Origin of the sequence: Veillonella sp. VA142 (assembly GCF_003992135.1) — a bacterium.
GTDB lineage: Bacteria > Bacillota > Negativicutes > Veillonellales > Veillonellaceae > F0422.
Genome location: NZ_RQVN01000015.1, coordinates 1 through 18,583 on the forward strand (window position 1 = coordinate 1; position 18,583 = coordinate 18,583).

At 43.3% G+C, this 18,583-nt stretch carries 13 protein-coding genes; 10 read left to right on the plus strand and 3 right to left on the minus strand.

Annotated elements, in window-relative coordinates:
- The first annotated feature begins 220 nt into the window (after positions 1 to 220).
- On the plus strand, positions 221 to 1,426 hold the full coding sequence (locus EO117_RS06550; RefSeq protein WP_126939681.1) for an MFS transporter: 1,206 nt from the start codon (positions 221 to 223) through the stop codon (positions 1,424 to 1,426).
- A 202-nt stretch (positions 1,427 to 1,628) separates the two neighbouring features.
- On the opposite strand, the gene EO117_RS06555 is transcribed toward EO117_RS06550, so the two are convergent.
- Both EO117_RS06555 and EO117_RS06560 read right to left on the minus strand, forming a co-directional pair.
- A complete protein-coding gene (locus EO117_RS06555) occupies positions 1,629 to 2,921 on the minus strand; it encodes a cell wall metabolism sensor histidine kinase WalK (RefSeq protein ID WP_164727515.1) in 1,293 nt (430 codons plus the stop codon).
- A 132-nt stretch (positions 2,922 to 3,053) separates the two neighbouring features.
- Positions 3,054 to 3,728: a response regulator transcription factor gene (locus EO117_RS06560; RefSeq protein WP_126939683.1), complete on the minus strand. Its 675-nt coding sequence runs from the start codon at positions 3,726 to 3,728 to the stop codon at positions 3,054 to 3,056.
- A gap of 184 nt (positions 3,729 to 3,912) precedes the next feature.
- Between EO117_RS06560 and EO117_RS06565 the strand changes: the two genes are divergently transcribed.
- From EO117_RS06565 to addA, 8 genes are all read left to right on the plus strand, one after another.
- The gene (locus tag EO117_RS06565; protein WP_164727516.1) at positions 3,913 to 4,404 is read left to right on the plus strand and encodes an ECF transporter S component; all 492 of its coding nucleotides are present in this window, start codon (positions 3,913 to 3,915) and stop codon (positions 4,402 to 4,404) included.
- The gene (locus tag EO117_RS06570; RefSeq protein ID WP_126939685.1) at positions 4,397 to 5,107 is read left to right on the plus strand and encodes a hypothetical protein; all 711 of its coding nucleotides are present in this window, start codon (positions 4,397 to 4,399) and stop codon (positions 5,105 to 5,107) included. The genes EO117_RS06565 and EO117_RS06570 overlap by 8 nt, the downstream gene beginning before the upstream one ends.
- A gap of 16 nt (positions 5,108 to 5,123) precedes the next feature.
- Positions 5,124 to 6,098, plus strand: a complete 975-nt coding sequence (locus EO117_RS06575) for a hypothetical protein (RefSeq protein WP_126939686.1) — start codon at positions 5,124 to 5,126, stop codon at positions 6,096 to 6,098.
- 89 nt (positions 6,099 to 6,187) lie between these two features.
- On the plus strand, positions 6,188 to 6,709 hold the full coding sequence (locus EO117_RS06580; protein WP_126939687.1) for a GNAT family N-acetyltransferase: 522 nt from the start codon (positions 6,188 to 6,190) through the stop codon (positions 6,707 to 6,709).
- An 81-nt stretch (positions 6,710 to 6,790) separates the two neighbouring features.
- Positions 6,791 to 7,291: a QueT transporter family protein gene (locus EO117_RS06585; RefSeq protein WP_126939688.1), complete on the plus strand. Its 501-nt coding sequence runs from the start codon at positions 6,791 to 6,793 to the stop codon at positions 7,289 to 7,291.
- Positions 7,284 to 7,781, plus strand: a complete 498-nt coding sequence (gene queF, locus EO117_RS06590; protein ID WP_126939689.1) for a preQ(1) synthase — start codon at positions 7,284 to 7,286, stop codon at positions 7,779 to 7,781. Before EO117_RS06585 ends, queF begins: the two co-directional genes overlap by 8 nt.
- Before the next feature lie 116 nt (positions 7,782 to 7,897).
- Positions 7,898 to 11,287, plus strand: a complete 3,390-nt coding sequence (locus EO117_RS06595; RefSeq protein WP_126939690.1) for a PD-(D/E)XK nuclease family protein — start codon at positions 7,898 to 7,900, stop codon at positions 11,285 to 11,287.
- On the plus strand, positions 11,274 to 15,218 hold the full coding sequence (gene addA / locus EO117_RS06600; protein WP_126939691.1) for a helicase-exonuclease AddAB subunit AddA: 3,945 nt from the start codon (positions 11,274 to 11,276) through the stop codon (positions 15,216 to 15,218). The genes EO117_RS06595 and addA overlap by 14 nt, the downstream gene beginning before the upstream one ends.
- 57 nt (positions 15,219 to 15,275) lie before the next feature.
- Here addA and EO117_RS06605 read toward each other — a convergent pair whose 3' ends face one another.
- Entirely contained in the window at positions 15,276 to 16,700 is a 1,425-nt protein-coding gene (locus EO117_RS06605; protein WP_126939692.1) for a sodium:alanine symporter family protein, read from the minus strand.
- 268 nt (positions 16,701 to 16,968) lie between these two features.
- Here EO117_RS06605 and potE point away from each other — a divergent pair, with 268 nt between their 5' ends.
- The gene (gene potE / locus EO117_RS06610; RefSeq protein ID WP_126939693.1) at positions 16,969 to 18,303 is read left to right on the plus strand and encodes a putrescine-ornithine antiporter; all 1,335 of its coding nucleotides are present in this window, start codon (positions 16,969 to 16,971) and stop codon (positions 18,301 to 18,303) included.
- Positions 18,304 to 18,583: the final 280 nt, after the last annotated feature.

Genomic DNA, 18,583 nt, shown 5'->3' on the forward strand with positions numbered 1-18,583 from the left:
TATACCAATGAAAAGGGTCCTTCGGGACCCTTTTGCCTATTAAAAATATAAAAAATAGAGGAAAGTTGATACTTTTTAATCAACTTTCCTCTATTTTATTTGTGGGCTATTTTGTTACAGCCCCTTTTTATTTCTTTATGAACAGATGGATTTGTTGGGACCTTATAATAGATGTGTTACAATAAGGTTACAATCTGAAGTGAATTAGAGGATGTGACATATGAAACGTTTACAACAAACAGGAATGGTGGCAGTGTGGATTCTCACCATAGGAATGTCGCTGCTAGCCATTTGTTATACTATGATTATTCCTTTCCTCCCCGTGTACCTCTTAGAACTGGGAGTAGAACAGGAACATTTAGCCCTTTGGTCGGGACTGTCGTTTTCTATCTCCTTTTTTATTGCTGCCATTATGGCTCCTATATGGGGACGATTGGCGGATAAGCACGGAAAGAAATTAATGGCAGTTCGGGCAGGAATTTTAATTGGCATCTCTTATTTATGGGGTGCTTTCGTACAAGATGAATATCAATTTTTATTAGTCCGAGCATTCCAAGGGTTTGCCAATGGATTTATGCCAGCTGCCATGACGATGGTATCGTTGTCAGTACCGAAGGAGCGAGTAGGGATAGCGATGGGCATCTTTCAGATGGGTTTAGTCCTTGGGAATACAGTAGGTCCCTTGACAGGAGGTCTCACAGAATTAGCGGTAGGGATGCGCCCTGTATTTATGGTGGCAGGGATTACTTTGTTTATCGTTACTGCGGCCATCGCAATCTTTGTGAAAGAGCCACATATTGAAAGCGCAGCTCCTATGAAAGTCACTTCTTTCAGAGAAGATATACAGGAGGCGAAACGAAATAAGGTATTACTCCATATTTTAGGGTTATATTTCTTGGTGCAATCTGCCATGCTCATGCTACAACCTATCGTGGCCATTTATGTGGGTGAGCTAAAAGGTTCCATGGAGGGGGCTGCTATGCTAGCGGGCTCCATTCTCAGTGGAGGTGGTGTGATGGGCATGATTATGACTAATGTGTGGGCTGCCTATGGACAACGGCGAGGATACTTTAGGGTTATTTCCTATGGATTATTAGGTACAGGTGTCGTACTATTGTTGCAAAGCTTACCCTTTGGCCTTTGGTGGTTTGGTATTTTGCAATTACTCATCGGTGTATTTATTGTGGGTATCTTCCCATCTCTTGGATCAGCTATGACGGTGAATACCGATCCATCCGTGCGTGGACGAGTATTCGGACTTGCCACGACATCGCAACAGTTAGGGAATATGATGGGGCCTTTATTTGCTAGTGTGGTGGCCACTTACTGGGGAACATCCTATGTCTTTCTTGTAGCCGGTATAGGAATGATGCTCATTGGTTACCTAGTATTGAAAGTCCATGGAAATCGCCCTAATATTCCATAACTTAATAGAGGGTATATGAGTCCAGCACAGTTGGTAGCCATACGATATGCATACTCATATAATGTACCTATACAAATAGAGGAACGTTGATCGAGTTGGTCAACGTTCCTCTGTTGTATATACAGTATTTTGTTACAGTGCCGTACTGATTATGTATGTTGTTAGACACACCTAGAATTTAGGGGAATACAGGCTAGAGATTCTATACGTTCTTTTCTAGTTCTGTATCCGTTTCGGATTGAAGTGGTAAATGGAATCCAAAGATGGTGCGTACGTCTGGTGTGCTTTCTACTTCTAAGGTGCCTTCGTGGAGTTGTACCACATTTTGTACAAAGAAGAGTCCAAGGCCGAGACCTTTGTTTTCTTTTGATGTACGAGATGGATCTACTTGGTATAAGCGGTCCCAAATCATAGGGATGCTTTCAGGGGGAATACCTATGCCATCATCTTGGACAAAAATATGAATGGTATTACCTAGGGACACTTCAAAATGGATTGTATGGTGGGCAAATTTTAATGCATTATCTAACAGATTTGCCATCGCTTGTTGCAATAAGATTTGATTGCCATGAACAGTGATTGCCTCGTCAATATGACTAGTAAAAGTAAGCCCCTTTTCTTTACATAAACGGCCATAGGTAAGAGATAATTGTGTCGCTACTTCAGATAGAGGCACTGGAACTTTATCGATATTAGTTAAGCTATCAAGTCGTGCTATCTCTAGCAATTGGGACACCATATCAGCCATGCCCTTACTTTGAACAAAAATATTTTGAAAGCTTTCCTTAGCTTCTTCTAAAGAAGATACATATTGGCGGGCGTAATCACTTTCTGCTTGGATCACAGCAATAGGAGTGCGCAATTCGTGAGAAATATCAGAGTTGAAACGTTTCTCCCGATTGGAGGCCTCTTCCAAACTACTAAGCATATGGTTGAAAGTAGATGCTAACTGGTACATGGTATCTCCCGATTGAGGGATATTTTCGATGCGTTCCGACAAATCCCGTTTTAATGAAATTTGTTCTGCTAAGTTTGTTACGGTACGCACTGGTTTTAAACCACGTTGAATGATCCAATACCCACCTATGGTGGCGACAGTAACGAATAGAATGCCTCCTAACAATAAAGCTAGGAACATATTGTTTGATTTTCGATCGAGAAAGCTCATAGGTACAACACCACGAATGTAGCCTTGTACACCGACGTGATGATGAATAGGCGCATCATAGTACAAGAAAGAGTGTGTATCTTGATTAACTTCAGTTATGCCATCAAAGGAAGGGGGAGCCTCTTTAGGGAATTGTTCAGGTAGAGTACCTCTCAAGATGATGCCGTCGTGGGAGTATACCAATAGAAAGATACCATCATCAAAAGGTTTGTATTTTTTTGGATGGGTAGCAGCTTCAATTACCTCTTCTTGCAAATCTGTACGCATTTCGTTTCGATCAAAAATGTGGGTAAATTGAATTACGAACGTAGTAAGGAGACCAATCATAAGCAAGAGAAAGAAGGAGTACCAACTGGTGATTTTATACACCAAAGGAACGCGTAATAGAAAGATCTCTATAGGATGCCATATAGGTTGTATGACACTATGGTACATGCGATTGGTGATAGAGCGCATAGATTATTCCTCGGTGCGGAATACATAGCCTACGCCACGAACCGTTTGAATTAATTTTTGGCTTTCATCGATGTCGACCTTTTTGCGTAAGTCCTTGATATATACATCGATGAGGTTGGAGTAGCTTTCATAGTCATATTCCCATACATGATCGAGAATTTGTTGGCGAGACAAGACGATATTTGGATTGCTTGCTAGATAGAATAACAAGTCAAATTCTTTGGCAGTTAATGTTATGGGTGCGCCGTTGAGGAAGACGGAACGACTTTTATGGTTGATGCGTAAAGGACCAGCAAGGATATCTTCTATAGCTTGGTTGCGGCCACGGCGAGCTAAGGCGTAGATACGAGCAATGAGTTCTTCAAACTCAAAAGGTTTCACTAAATAGTCATCGGCGCCTAGGTTTAAGCCAGACACTTTATCTTCTAAAGCATCTTTAGCAGTTAAGAAGAGGACCGGTGTTTTGTTGCCTTCTGCACGCATTTGTTGTACCACTGCATGACCATCCATTTTTGGCATCATAATGTCCATAATGATGACATCATAACTGGATGTAGAAATATAATCTAAGCCATCTTCTCCGTTATAACATTGGTCTACAATCATGGATTCCACTTTCAAACGTTTGGCGATAATATTATTCAGCATTTCTTCATCTTCAACAATTAAGACTTTCATAAGAACTCCTTTCATGCGTTAGTATATAATTGTATTGTATCGTATTTTTAACACAGTTTAAAGAGATGTACAGAAGTAGTATAGAGGTTGTACATGAAAAAACCATGAATGATTGCTTTATGAGGGAGGGTCACCTATAATAAATATAGAAACTATGATTTATTCTTCCCTAGGAGTGATTATTATGAATATTAGAATGATTACGGCCTATGCCTTATTGATTGCCCTTTGTGCCATTGGCGGACAGATTCATTTTGGTGTGTACTCCATTGGATTTGATTCATCGCCGGCCTTTGTAGGAGCCTTACTATTAGGTCCTGTAGCGGGTGCTGTACTCGGTGCCTTAGGGCATGTAGCGACAGCGGCCTCCACCGGATTTCCCCTTGGTGTCCCCATCCATGTGGCAGTCGCTATTATTATGGCAGGCACGGGGGCTAGTATTGGATATATAACAAAACGAATGACTTCATCTTTTTCTTATATAATTAGTGGTATAGTAGGGTATATCATTAATGTTGGCATCGGGCTCGCTGTGATTGCCTGGATGATGCCGAGCACAGAGGTGGTGGCTATTTTATTTGTCCCTTTGTCCTTAGCCTATGCGTTGAACTATGTAGGGGCGGCTCTTGTAGTGAGTCAATTAAATCGAGTATTTGGTGGTAAACGAAATGCGTGATATAACGAGACTGTCTTTGAAAGAGGATGAAGAATGGCTCATTGCCAGTGATATTAGTAGTGGTATTGGGTTGCAAGAACATGATGTGCTAGCCGTACCGTATACTATGGTGGGGGCTTTTGCAGCTCGTGTGGCTATGCTAGAAATTCTATGTGCTAGAGGTACTGTGAAAGCCATACAATACCTTATTGGTGGTGACTATGATACGGTGGTAACCTCTGTGGTACAGGGAATCCAAGATGAACTGGATACATTAGGTATTACTGTGCCCATTAATGGTAGCCATGAAAGTAATATGAAAGTGAGCACTACTTCCGTAGGGATTACGGCTTTAGGAATAGGGGCAGCAGAAATACTTGGTACGGGAGAACCCTACGCCGTGTACGTATTAGGAAGACCCCTAGTAGGTAATGAAGTGTTAGAGCAACCAGAATGGATTGTGACTTATGATGAGGTGAAACGAGCCTTGGCACATCCTAGTACATCTCATGTGGTGCCTATTGGATCCAGAGGTATTCGCCAAGAATTGACGGTGTTACATTATTTAGAAGGGGCTCCCATAGAGTCCATAGAACTGATGGACGAAGAGTTAGATCACAGCGGTGGCCCTGCCACAGCGGTAGTTGTGGCTGTTCGCACTAGTGGTGAAACGACGTGGTTAGCAGACTTTCCTAACGCGCAGTATATAGGACGGCATAGGTAATAGAAAGGATATAGATATGAAGGAGTTACGATATTATATAGCATTGGCATTGGTAGCTGGTGGATTGACAGTAGCCCAAGCAGAGGCGAATCCGTACGGTGTAGTGAGTCCTCCTGATTGGGAATATCAAGCGCTTATGACCTTGGTGAGACATGGAGCGATTACAGATACTAAAGGAGTGGATTTAGGATCGCGGGCTTTCACTAGAAAAGAGCTTATTCCGATGATGGCAGATGTGGTATCACGTCGTGAGACTATGAATGAAAGTGACCGTATGTTGGCATTGCGACTGTATAATGAAAATCGTCGGTCCATTATGAACTATGAGATTGAACAGGAAGAAGCAAAACAGGGTAAAGCACAGGCGGATAGCACGGATGAAGGTACCCCAATTGCAGTGGAACCAGCCTTGACGAAAGAAGAAATCCAAAAGAAAATGGAGTCCTTCCGAATTGATACATCTGCGTTGCCAAATCGTGGAGGAGTGCAAGTACAGACTTTTCAACAAGGAAAATCTCAGCGAAGTCATTTGGAATTAGTAGTGCCTTCGGTGAAGAACCAAGGAAATGTAGCCTTACAGCCTATTGACGGAGAAGTGCAAGAGGCTATGGCTGGTGGTCAATGGGATGCATCCAAAAAGGAACAACGACCGATTATGAAAGCAGCCAAACAAGAGTGGGTTTTATTGCAAAAAGCAGAACGTAAACAGGAACGCTTGGATATACATGGTCAACGCCAATTAGAGAAAGCACAACGAAAACAAGAAACATTGGAGAAGAAAGAGCAACAACGTTTAGCAAAGGCGGAACGAGTTAAGTTACAAGCAGAACAAACATTGGCGAAACAGCAAGCGAAGGAACAAGATCGATTAGCAAAACAACAGGCTAAGAAGGAAAATCAATTAGCAAAGCAGCAAGCAAAAGAGCAAGAAAGATTGACAAAACAAGAGCAAAGAGAACAAGCTCGATTAGCGAAGAAAGCTAAGAAATAAGGGAAATACATTTGCTATTATCGAAGAAATTCGGTATACTAAAGGTCAGCAATCCATTTGGTGTACTTTCATCGTGAACTGGAGGAACTATGATTATACGAGAAGAGAAAAAGCGTGAATTTTATACCGTCACAGCTCTCGTGCGAGAAGCCTATATCAGTGCGGATCGCAGTACAGGACGAGAATATAAACTAGTGGAATTATTGCGCGAGTCCGATGCGTATATTCCTAAGTTGTCTTTGGTGTCGATTATTGACAATGCCATTGCAGGATATGGCATGTTCTTACGTGGGAAAGTAGGCAATCAAGATGTGCTCATCTTAGGATTACTTGCGGTAGCACAGTCTATGCGTGGACACGGCGTAGGGGGAGCTCTTGTGTTGGAGGGCCAACGATTGGCTCGTAAGATGGGGTATTCCTACTTATTCGTGTACGGTAGTAATGTGTACTACCCAAGGTTGGGCTATGATTTTGCATATAATTTTGGTGTAGAACCACCAGAAGGATTGGACCGGGAGCATATGATGGGGATTCGATTAGATCAAGATGCGGAGCCTCTCAGCGGAACATTGGAATACCCGGAACCTTTTAAAACCCTAGAAATGTTCTAGGTAACTACGATTTATGTCGTAGTAAGTATTAGATAGACAGTTCGAGATCCTCCTGTCTGTAAACAAAACTAAGGAGTTATAATGAAACAATTTAACAACACACAACGATTGACGATTTCTGCCATTTCCATCGCTATGTATTTGGCGCTTATGTTCAGTACACAAGGTTTTGCCTTTGGTCAGTATCAAGTGCGTATTGCCACAGCGCTCTATGGATTGTCAGCAATCTTTCCATTCACGATTCCAGCCTTTGGTATTGCAAATTTTGTCAGCAATACAATGATGGGTGGTTTCGGCATGGTGGATGCTATCGGTGGAGCTATCGTAGGATTATTGACAACAGGTTTGATCGTCCTTGCGAAACGCCAAGGCTTAGGCAACTGGGTATTGATTCCTATCATTACCTTTGTACCAGGATTGATTGTACCGATTTGGTTGACCTATTTCTTGCCAGTTCCATACTGGGTATTAGTAAGCTCCCTCGTAGTAGGTCAGTTCGTGTGTGGTGTGGTGAGCTACTTCTTGATCAATGCGTTGGAGAAAGTAGTCTATAAAAATAAGGAGGTTTTAGTTCGTGAGTAGTGGTCGTAATGCAGCAGAATTACAAGGTGTTCATGCTTTAGGTAGCCATACGGACTATCCTACAGATTACGCACCGCAGGTGCTAGAAGCATTTCCGAATAAACATCCAGGAAATGACTATTTTGTGAAATTCAATTGTCCAGAGTTTACAAGTCTTTGTCCTATGACGGGGCAACCGGACTTTGCAACGATTTACATTTCCTATGTACCAGATGAAAAACTGGTGGAAAGTAAATCCTTAAAATTATATTTATTTAGTTTCCGCAACCATGGAGACTTTCACGAAGATTGTATCAACATCATCATGAAAGATTTAGTGGTATTAATGGAACCTAAATACATTGAAGTGTGGGGAGAATTTACACCACGTGGGGGCTTGTCTATTGATCCGTACGCCAACTATGGCAAACCGGGCACCGATTGGGAAGCCACAGCGAAGGAACGCTTGCACTTTCACGATATGCAACCAAAACGGGTAGCGTACCGTTAATTACATATATACTATTGCCAGGTCAATCGGTTGAGGGACCTGGCAATTTTACTAAGTGCCCTAGACATGATAGGATAGAGATAGATACAACGTGTTGAGAGGAAAAGGAGTTGGACATGCAACCACAGTTATATATTGGCGGAGCAGGTACGGGAAAGACCACGGCTTGTTTCGCAGAGATAGAACGAATTTTACAAGACCATCCGGACCACCAGATTATTGTCCTTGTGCCAGACCCGGCGACGTATATGATGGAGCGCAAGCTAGCAGAGTATCGTAAGGAAAAAGGGTTCACCACGGTGCGCGTAGTGGGCATGACACGGTTAGCCTATCAAGTGTATCAATCCTTGGGAAAAGTGAAAGAAGGAGGTTTGTCGGAAATTGGCAAAAAACTAGTCCTTCGTATATTGTTAAAGCAATCCGAAGGAGAGTTGGACCTATTTAAACAGGCAGCGAAACAACCTCATTTTGGAGATGTGATACAAGGGCTGTTGACGGAGTGCAAAGCCTTTGGGGTAACGCCAGAGGACTTGTCGGGAGCGGTACAACAGGTAGACTCTATGGTGTTGGGCAGAAAATTACAAGAATTATCCTTGTTATTAGAACGCTACGATGTAGCATTGGAAGAGTTAGGCGTTCAAGATTCCATGGAAACATTGATCGACCTATTGCCACAGTCTCCACTCATGAAGCATTGCCATGTCTTTGTAGACGGATTCCATTGGTTTACGCCACTACAATATCGATTGATTCAACGGTTGTTTTCCCTCAGTGAATCTTGCCATATGACGATCAGTTTGCCATCCTTGGAGGAAGAGGTGCACAGTCGCAAGGGATCTATGTATTTCCGGGTGTGGGAGACCTACCGAGATATGGTGACTTGGTATCCAGAGGCAGTGGTGCATGACATGAATACCGTCTATCGTGGGACGCCCGTGTTACAACAGTTAAATATACAGTTTTTCAGGACTCCTATGAAAGCAAACACCACCGAAGATTCGTTGACCATGGTGAGTGCCTACAATCGAGAACGGGAAACCGATGCGGTATGCCGGAAGATTTTAGCATATCGTCAAGAGGATGGCCATCGCTGGAAAGACTGCACCATTATATTACGGGACATGGAGTCCTATGGTGATGTACTCGAAAAAGCGTGTATGAATTATGGTATTCCTTTCTTCTCGGACCAACGGAAGATGATGACCAGCCATCCTTTGGCGGAGTTCTTGCAAGGGATCTTCCATGTGTATCGCACCTTTTTTGATCATGATGCAGTGTTCCGCTTACTGAAAACGGATTTTGCTCCTTTCACACGGGAAGAAGTAGACCGATTAGAAAACTATTGTTTAGAATACGGCATTCAAGGGGCAGCGTGGTTACGAGATGCGTGGACCTATGGTGGCGAAGACGATGAAGAACGACGAGCTGTGATGCAGGCTTTACATATGCGCGTCTTGGAATATTTGCGACCAATCTATGATTTCTGTAAACTGTCACATAGGGGACAGGAATGGAGTGAGTTCCTATTCCAAACCATGCAAGATTGGCGCATTCCAGAGCAATTGAAATATTGGTATGACGAGGCAGAAGACCGTGGGGATGTACAAGAAAGTGCTAGCCATGTACAGCTCTATAAACATGCTATTCAATTGCTAGAGGAATGTGCATCCGTTACAGGATCAGAAATGTTAAATGCTGAAGAGATGGGACTTATCATCGAGGAAGGACTTAGTGAAGTGACCTACTCCTTGGTACCGCCATCGTTGGATCATGTGACGATTACCACCATCGACCGTAGCTATATGACAGATGCGAAGGAAGTCTATGTGCTAGGCCTCAATGAAGGCGTATTTCCTCGTAAAATGGGGGACGAAGGTATTCTGCGTGACCAAGAGCGGACGGCGTTGGCTAAGGTAGGTGTGCAACTAGCGGCGGGTGCCTTAGGGCAAATGTTCAATGAAAATTTCTTATTCTATTTAGCCTGCACCCGTGCTAGCCAAGGACTGCACCTGTCCTATGTCACATCCGATGAAGAAGGGTCTAAAATGGAACCATCTTTGGTAGTGCGCCGTTTACAACAATATGGATATGTGAAAACTATCGAAGAAGCGCCACTATCTATGCCAGAAGGACGAGAACAGGACTATCTGTGGCGACCATCCCAAAGTTTAGGACTCTTTTCTAGTCACATGAGCGCCCTCATGAAAGGAGATTCTATTTCCTCCAGTTGGTGGAGTCTCTATAATTGGGGTTTGGAAACTGGCTATAGAGGTGAGGTGTTCTTTGCTACACGAGGCATGTTTGACTCCAATACAGTGCCACGCATTGAGCAGAGTATTGTGCGAGGGTTATTGCTACGCAGCGATGCCTTAACAGGATCCGTTACACGGCTAGAACGATACCATCGGTGTCCATACAGTTTCTATGCCCAATATGCGCTGCGCTTAGCCCCACGGAAGGTCAAATCCTTTGGAGCGCCTGAAATTGGTACCTTCCTTCATGATACATTGCGCTATTTAGGGGAGTATCTATTAAAAGCGGGCCGACAATGGCGGGATTTAACAGAGGAAGAACAAGAATCCCTATGTCATGAAGCAGCGGATGCAGTGATGGGCACGGAGGAGCGAAATGCGTACGAAGCGCAATTGTATACTCGATTAACATCGACCTTATCGGCTACGGTAGCACGTCTCGTAGATTGGTCCAAAAAGAGCGAGTTTTCTACTACAGAAGTAGAGCAAAGCTTTGGTATGGGTACATCTAGTTGGTATCCAGTGCGGATTCCATTGGGTAAAAATTATGGCGAAAGTATCGTATTGAGAGGCCAAATTGACCGTGTCGATGAATATTGTGGACCATTGGGCCATTATGCGGCGGTCATCGATTATAAATCAGGTGGCACAACGGTGCGAGCTGATGAAATCTACTACGGTTTGAAGTTGCAGTTAATGACCTATCTATTAGCACTGGAAAAGAATACACAGGATAGAATTGGCACGGCGGCTGCTCTCTATACGTATGTACGGAATCCGCAAGTGAAACTATCAGAAGTCGTGAATCGCAGACGGGCGGAAGAAGAAAAGACGGGAGGTCAACAGTTGAAAAATAGTGGATACTTTGTTGACGGTGACATCTTACAATCCTTAGATATGACGAGGGCTTACCAAAGTAACTCCCCCTATGTACCGATTGTTCTGAAAAAGGATGGTACTCCAGATAGTCGCACATCCAAAAGTTTGAAGACTATAGAACAATTTGGTCTTATGAAGGAATACACAAAACAAATTATTTCTAACAGTGGTACACAGATGATGGATGGAGAATTTCCTATTAGTCCTTACCAAAAGGATAAACGGCGACCTTGTGAATTTTGCGAGTTTCAAGCCTTATGTCGCTTTGATGGAACCCGCAACAGATATCGTTATATTAAGACCATGACCGAAGAGGAAGCATTGGAGAAGATGGAAGGATTACAAACAGGAGGGGCTACCTATGAAATGGACTAATGCGCAACAAAGCGCCATTGATGCGCCTAGACCGGGGCAGTTACCGTCCCAAACAATCTTAGTGTCTGCGGCGGCGGGGTCTGGGAAAACGGCAGTCCTCGTAGAGCGCATGATACAACGCTTGAAACGACGTGAGTTAACCATTCAGGAACTGATGGTGGTAACTTTCACAAAGGCGGCGGCAGCAGAAATGAAAGCCCGTATTGGGGTCAAACTAGCGGAAGAGTTTCAAGCCACAGGGGACACTTATTTAGAAGAACAATTGAATATGTTGCCGTCTGCACATATTTCTACTTTGCACTCCTTTTGCCAATGGGTCATCCGCAGTTATTTCTATAAACTAGATATAGACCCGTCTTTTACCATCGGTAATGATGGGGAATTAGCCCTCATGCGATACGATGTGTTGGACAAGATTTTGCTGGAAGCCTATGAACAAGGGCTGTATAACATTTACGATGTGAGCGATATGTTTAGCACGGAACGGTCAGACCAGATCCTGCGGGAGACCGTATTTCAAATATACAACTTTGCCTTGGCTCAAAGTCAGCCTATGCGTTGGTTAGATCAGGTGTGTGATACTTATGAGCAAGCGTTACACCAGACTTTGTTAGAAACGACATGGGGCGAAGTATTTTGGAAAGAACAACAACGGCAAATTGAGTATCTTCTAGAGCGCTATGAAGAGGCACAGCGCTTGGCGACCCTAGGCAATGGGTTCGACAAATGGATGGAGAAGGTCAGCGAACTGCAAACGCTGTTACAAACCATGCAAAAATCAGACACCTGGGATGCTATGCATCTAGGTGTAGTAAGCATTGGAGGATTTAGTTTCCCTGTATTACGTGCTACAAAGGCCATGAATGAAAGCGACCCGGCTATCCTCAGCGAAATTAAAGCCATTTTGGCGGAAGGAAAAGATATATTACAATCCATGCCGAAAGGTGTCTTTGCCATTACGGAAACAGATTGGCGAGAGCAAATGGAGTATTTGGTACCATTAGTACATGGGATTATCGGGTTGGTGAAACGATTCCATGAGGACTTTCAGAAGGCAAAACAAGAAGCAGGTATGATCGATTTCTCTGATTTGGAACATCTATGCTTAGCCTTGTTGGTGGACCCGGAATCCACAGAGGAACTCAAACCATCTGAGGTGGCGCTAGAGTTACAAGATACGTTCAAGGAAGTGATGGTCGATGAATACCAAGATACGAATGGGGTGCAAGAGGCTATCGTGAATTTAGTATCTCGTGGGGACAATCGTTTCTATGTAGGCGATGTGAAGCAGTCTATTTATGGATTCCGCATGGCAGATCCGCAGCTATTTATGGAGAAGTACCATCGGTTTGATCACGATGTGAACGGTGTGGAACGACGCATCGATTTGTCACAAAACTTCCGTTCTCATGAAGCGATTCTGAATGTGACGAACTTTATTTTCTCTCAAATCATGACCGATGAAGGGGCAGGCCTTACCTATGGTGAGGCAGAGGCGCTCCACACCGGTCGTATCGTAGACAATGCGCCACCAGAATGGGTAGGTGGGGACGTGGAAGTGCACGTGCTCTGCTGTGATGAGGACAAGGCCCAAACAGAAGCAGAAGACAGAGAAGATTTAGAGAACGATGAAAAGGAAATGCTCTTTGTGATCCGTAAAATCCAAGAGTTAAAGAACAACGGTGCCTTGGTACAAGATAAAGACGGTACTTTTCGTCCTATGGAATGGCGTGATATTGTGCTCTTGAAGCGGTCTATCTCTGGGTCGGCAAGCCGTATGATTGACCTGTTACGACGAGAAGGCATCCCTGCCTATGCGGAGGAAAAATCTGGCTATTTTAGTGCTATGGAAGTACAATTCGTGCTATCCTTGTTGCAAATTATCGACAATCCAGAGCAGGATTTGCCCATGGCCATCGTCTTACAGTCACCTCTTATCGGGATGGATGCGAACGATTTAGGGCGCCTACGCTTGTCCGTAGGGGAGAACAGTTTGTGGAGCGGGTTGCGCTCATTTGTAGAAGATTCCCAAAAGGCAGGGTGGATTCGCTTTGTAGACTCCATGGATATATGGCGGACTATGTCTCGCCGACAAGGTATTACAGATTTAATCTGGCATATCTACGATACCTTGCATGTGGTGGAATACGTGAGCGCCATGCCGAATGGTTTGGTGCGCCGTGGCAATGTGCTGGCTCTGTATGAGCGTGCCAAACAATATGAAAGTGGCAATTACCGTGGACTTTTCCGTTTTCTGCGCTTTATTGAAAGTTTGCAGGCATCTGGAGAAGATTTGAGCGTTGCCAAAACAGTGAGCGAAGCGGACAATGTAGTGCGTATTATGACCATCCACAAAAGTAAGGGGCTAGAGTTCCCAGTGGTATTCCTCATGGGCACTCAAAAGGGCTTTAACAAAATGGATTTGAATCGGCCCTTACTATTGCATAAAGAATATGGAGTAGGGTTAAAAGGGTACTTTCCAGATTTGCGTGTTATGTATAACTCTGTGCCTTGGATGTTTGTGCGCCAAGCTTTGGAAGAAAATTTGAAAGCTGAAGAGGAGCGTATCCTTTATGTGGCATTAACTCGGCCTAAAGATAAGCTCTATATTACAGGCTATATGAAGGGATCCATCAATGGCTCCACGGATCGACCAGCGACGAAGAAAATGGGAGAATGGGTGGCGCCTGTCTTACAGTGGGGTGAAAGTGCTTTCACGAAAGAACAAATTCTAGGCTGTAATTCCTATTTAGATTGGATCCTGCGGAGTTTAGCTCGCCATGTATCGGCAGGCACGCAGTTGCGTCAATTTGCGGAGGTAGAAAGTCCGCAATTCCCAGATATACCTTACAAAGATTGCCCTGTATCCTTCTATGTTCATGATGGAAATGACTACAGTGTTTCACAGGAAACACCATCCGTAGAAGTAAATATTCTAGAACAAGTACGAGCTCAACTACCGGTGGAAGCGCCACCATTGGACCCTGTCGTGATAGACCGGTTGACCTCTGTGTATGCTTATGAAAGTTCTACGGAACGGGCGGGAAAAATTTCTGTATCTGAAATTAAACGGCGCTTTGTGGAGTTGGAAGAACTGGCGAAGCAGATGATTGAGCCGGACTATCGAACAGAGCAATATAACAGCAATATAGAAGGAGAATCTGGGACACCAGATAGGTCTGAACTGCTCGTAGTAGACTCTAGTAAGGACTTAGATAGTTCCGTAGAAGGTATGTTAATAGGCGATAGTATGCTCGATAGTATACCGGATGCATGTACTGATGATACTGAGCCAACTGGCGAGCAGGGCATGGAAAACGGTGCTGAGAAAGGCAAAGAAAAGAGTGCAGAGGATATATCAGAAGAAGTTCCTGTAGACCTAGGACCCTTCGATGTAGCCTTATCTTCTATGAATGAGTCTACGCCGATTCGCAGTGGTGCCCGTTGGGGTACCCTTATGCATGAAGTGATGCAATGGTTGCCCTTACAAAGTTATACTCGTCCAACCTTAAAACAAGCCTTAGATAACCTAGCGTTACAGGGGTATTTGACGGATGAAGAACGAAAAGCGATTAGCGAAAAACGGATTTATGATTTCTTTCACTCTGACCTAGGACAACGATTGCTACGAGCAGAACGAGTGGAACGAGAACTACCGTTCAGCATGCTATTTCCAGCGAATCGTGTGTACCCAGAGATGCTAGATGGAGAAGAACTATTCCTACAAGGTATCATCGATACAGCATTCCTAGAAGAGGGAGCTTGGGTGCTAGTGGATTATAAGACCGACCGTCTAGACGAGGAGGCTTTGGTAGAGCGTTATCGCATTCAACTCATGCTCTATAAAGAAGCGTTGGAACGATTGACACCATACCCTGTGAAAGAGGTGTACATTTATTCCTTCCGATTGGAAAGAGCGATTCCTGTATAGAACTATAATATATTGTAGAAATAGAAAAGGGCCCCGAAGGACCCTTTCAGTATACTATTATTCGTTTTCGTGACCTTTGTACCACCAAGTGATACCTTTTTGTGTTGGTAAAACAGTGCGGTCGAAGATTGGATCTTCAATACCTTTAGATTTTTGGTTCAAATAATCTTTCAGAGCGATAGTAACTAATTTACCTAGGCGCAAGATAGATGTAATGTTGCAAAGCACTAGGAACGCCATAAACAAGTCGGCTAAGTTCCATACAAGGTTCAATTCAGCAATACAGCCAACATAGACCATGATGATAACAAGAGCACGGAATAGGTTAATAGCGAATTTGTTGTTCTTTGTCATGTGCGCAATATTCACTTCGCCGTAGAAATAGTTACCGATAATGGAACTATAAGCAAACATGAATACGAACAATGCGATGACTGCAGGTGCCCAAGAGCCTAATTGGTGTCCAATACTGTGTTGAACAAGGGCAATACCTGTTAGATCTGAGTGCACATATTCGCCAGATACAAGAACGATGAAGGCGGAGGCAGTACATACAAACATGGTATCCACGAACACCCCAAGGGACATGATTAAACCTTGTTTTACAGGGTGATTGACATCAGCAGAAGCGGACGCATTTGGTACGGAACCTTCGCCGGCTTCGTTTGAGAACAAACCGCGTTTGATGCCTTGCATTACAGCAGCACCGATGAAACCGCCTGTGGCAGAATCAATCGTGAAAGCTTGTGTAAAGATAGCAGAAATCACAGTTGGTAATACAGAGATATTAGCAATGACAATATACAAAGCAATTAAGAAGTACAATCCAGCCATGAAAGGCACTAAAAATTCAGCTGTTTGAGCGATACGTTTGGCACCACCGAAGATAACAAGTGCAGATAAAGCTGCTACGATAAGACCTGTTGTAGAGGCATCGATATTCCATGGTTGCACAGCGATAGCAATGGTATTCGCTTGTACAGAGTTGTAGATTAAGCCGTATGTAACGCTGATTAAGATAGCGAATAGAACAGATAAGAATGGGCTGTTCAAGCCATGACGAATGTAATAGGATGGACCGCCACGGAAGGAGCCATCAGGTAAGCGCTCTTTGTAGATTTGGCCTAATGTGTTTTCGATGAAACTAGTAGCTGCGCCAAGTAGAGCGATAAACCACATCCAGAACACAGCACCTGGGCCACCTAAAGAAATGGCAATAGCGATACCTGCTATATTACCAACACCTACGTGAGAAGCAACGCTGATACAGAATGCTTGGAATGGAGAAATATGATGGTCACCTTTACTTTTTTCTCCGGCACCAGATTTTAAAATACGGAACATTTCTGGTAGTTGTCGTAATTGCACGAATCGTGTGGTCGTCGTAAACCAAACGCCGGCAATAATGAGGAGTGCGATGATGATGTTATTCCAGAGGAATCCGTTTACATCGCTCAAGAGTTGAATGATTTGTTCTTGCATAAGGACATCCTTTCTTTTATATGGACATAGCATATTTTCTATAGTATATCATAGGAAGATGGAGAAATGATAGAAAGTTATAATAATCCTAGAAAATGTGAAAAAACATCTATCCATGAGGGGTAAAAGGTGTTACAATGAATCGATAAATGAATGAAATCGCGTCACTACATCCGAACCCATCCCGTACGGACTAGTGACGCTAGCGGTTTTTGATGACACGGATACTTGAAATGACTCAAGTGATGTATGGAAAGGGGCTTGATACATGAAAACCACCGCTAAAAAAATGTCTGTATTCCAACTGACATCCATCGTGGCAGCCAATATGTTGGGTGCTGGAATTATTATGCTACCGTCTCAATTAGCACAGGTAGGTACTATTTCTATCCTTTCTTGGATAATTACCGTATTTGGCTCTCTTACATTGGCCTATATTTTTGCCCAATGTGGCTTATTTACGAAAAAGCATGGGGGCCTAGGAGGCTATGTGGAATACGCCTTTGGTAGGACGGGTCATTTTATGGCTAACTATTCCTATGCGGTCTCTCTAGTGATTGCTAATGTTGCCATTGCTATATCTATCGTAGGCTATGGAGCGGTACTCTTTGATTTGGAATTGTCTCCATTTGAAGTAAGCTTAACCACGATTGCGTTATTATTAGTGACAGCGCTAGTTAATGTACGTGGCAATAAGAGCACAGGTCGTATTAGTAATATCACCATTTGGGGAACAATGTTGCCGGTCTTGTTTATCGGCGTGTTTGGTTGGTTTTGGTTCGATCCAGAGATGTTTGTATCTGTTTGGAACCCGCAAGAGCTGCCTGTATTTGATGCGGTCAGTCAGTCTATTTCTCTCACATTGTGGGGCTTTTTAGGCTTTGAATCAGCAGCAGCCAATGCAGATGCTGTTGAAAATCCTAAGAAGAATGTACCGATAGCGACATTTTTTGGCACTTTGGCAGTAGCCGTGGTTTACATTGTATCTACGAATATTATGGCGGGCATTATCCCTAACATCGAGTTAGTGAATTCCACCGCTCCTTTCGGTTTAGTATTTGCTTACATGTTTAATGGTATAGTGGGCAAATTCGTGATGGCTCTTATGGCAGTGTCCTGCTTTGGGGCGATTATGGGATGGCAGTTTACTTTAAGCCGTGTTTTTAAAAGTTGTGCAGAAGCGGGCTTCTTTCCTAAAGTGTTCGCCCGTGTAAATCGTATGGATTCTCCGGTGCGAGGTATTTTCATTCTCTTAGCATTGCAAGGAATCTTAGCGTTGATGACCACCGATGAAAGCTTGAATGAACAGTTTGCTCAACTGGTAAACTTAGCGGTAGTGACAAATGTATTCCCTTATATTCTTTGTTGTATAGCAGTGAATAAGATGTTATCCGTTGAGGACGCTAGTATTAGCTTACGTCGCCTAATTTATGTGATGAGCGCATTGGCCATTGCTTATGATAGCTATGCTATCTACGCCTGTGGCGAAATTCCTGTACAAGGAGGGGTTTCTGTCATCTTATTTGGTTATGCAGCGTACCAAGCCGCATTCCATTGGAGACCACGTTTAGTAAAAGCCATTGGAAAAGGATCTGCCTATTAGAAGTTTAATACAATAGTTATATAAATAGTACCAAGAGTGGATTCTCTTGGTGCTATTTTTATTAAATCAAGATGATAATTGTTTTACATATAATCATTTTAGATGTGTCTATGAGATTGCAATTTATCTGTATTAACGAGTTGGAGAATCCTTTGTATTAAGGGTTTTATTGTCATCTGCGAAATGAATATTTTAAAACTTGATTTTAAATATCTAGTTATGCTATATTTGAAAAGCAATATACATAATAAAAAGTATATGCTAGGTTTGTTGTGATCAT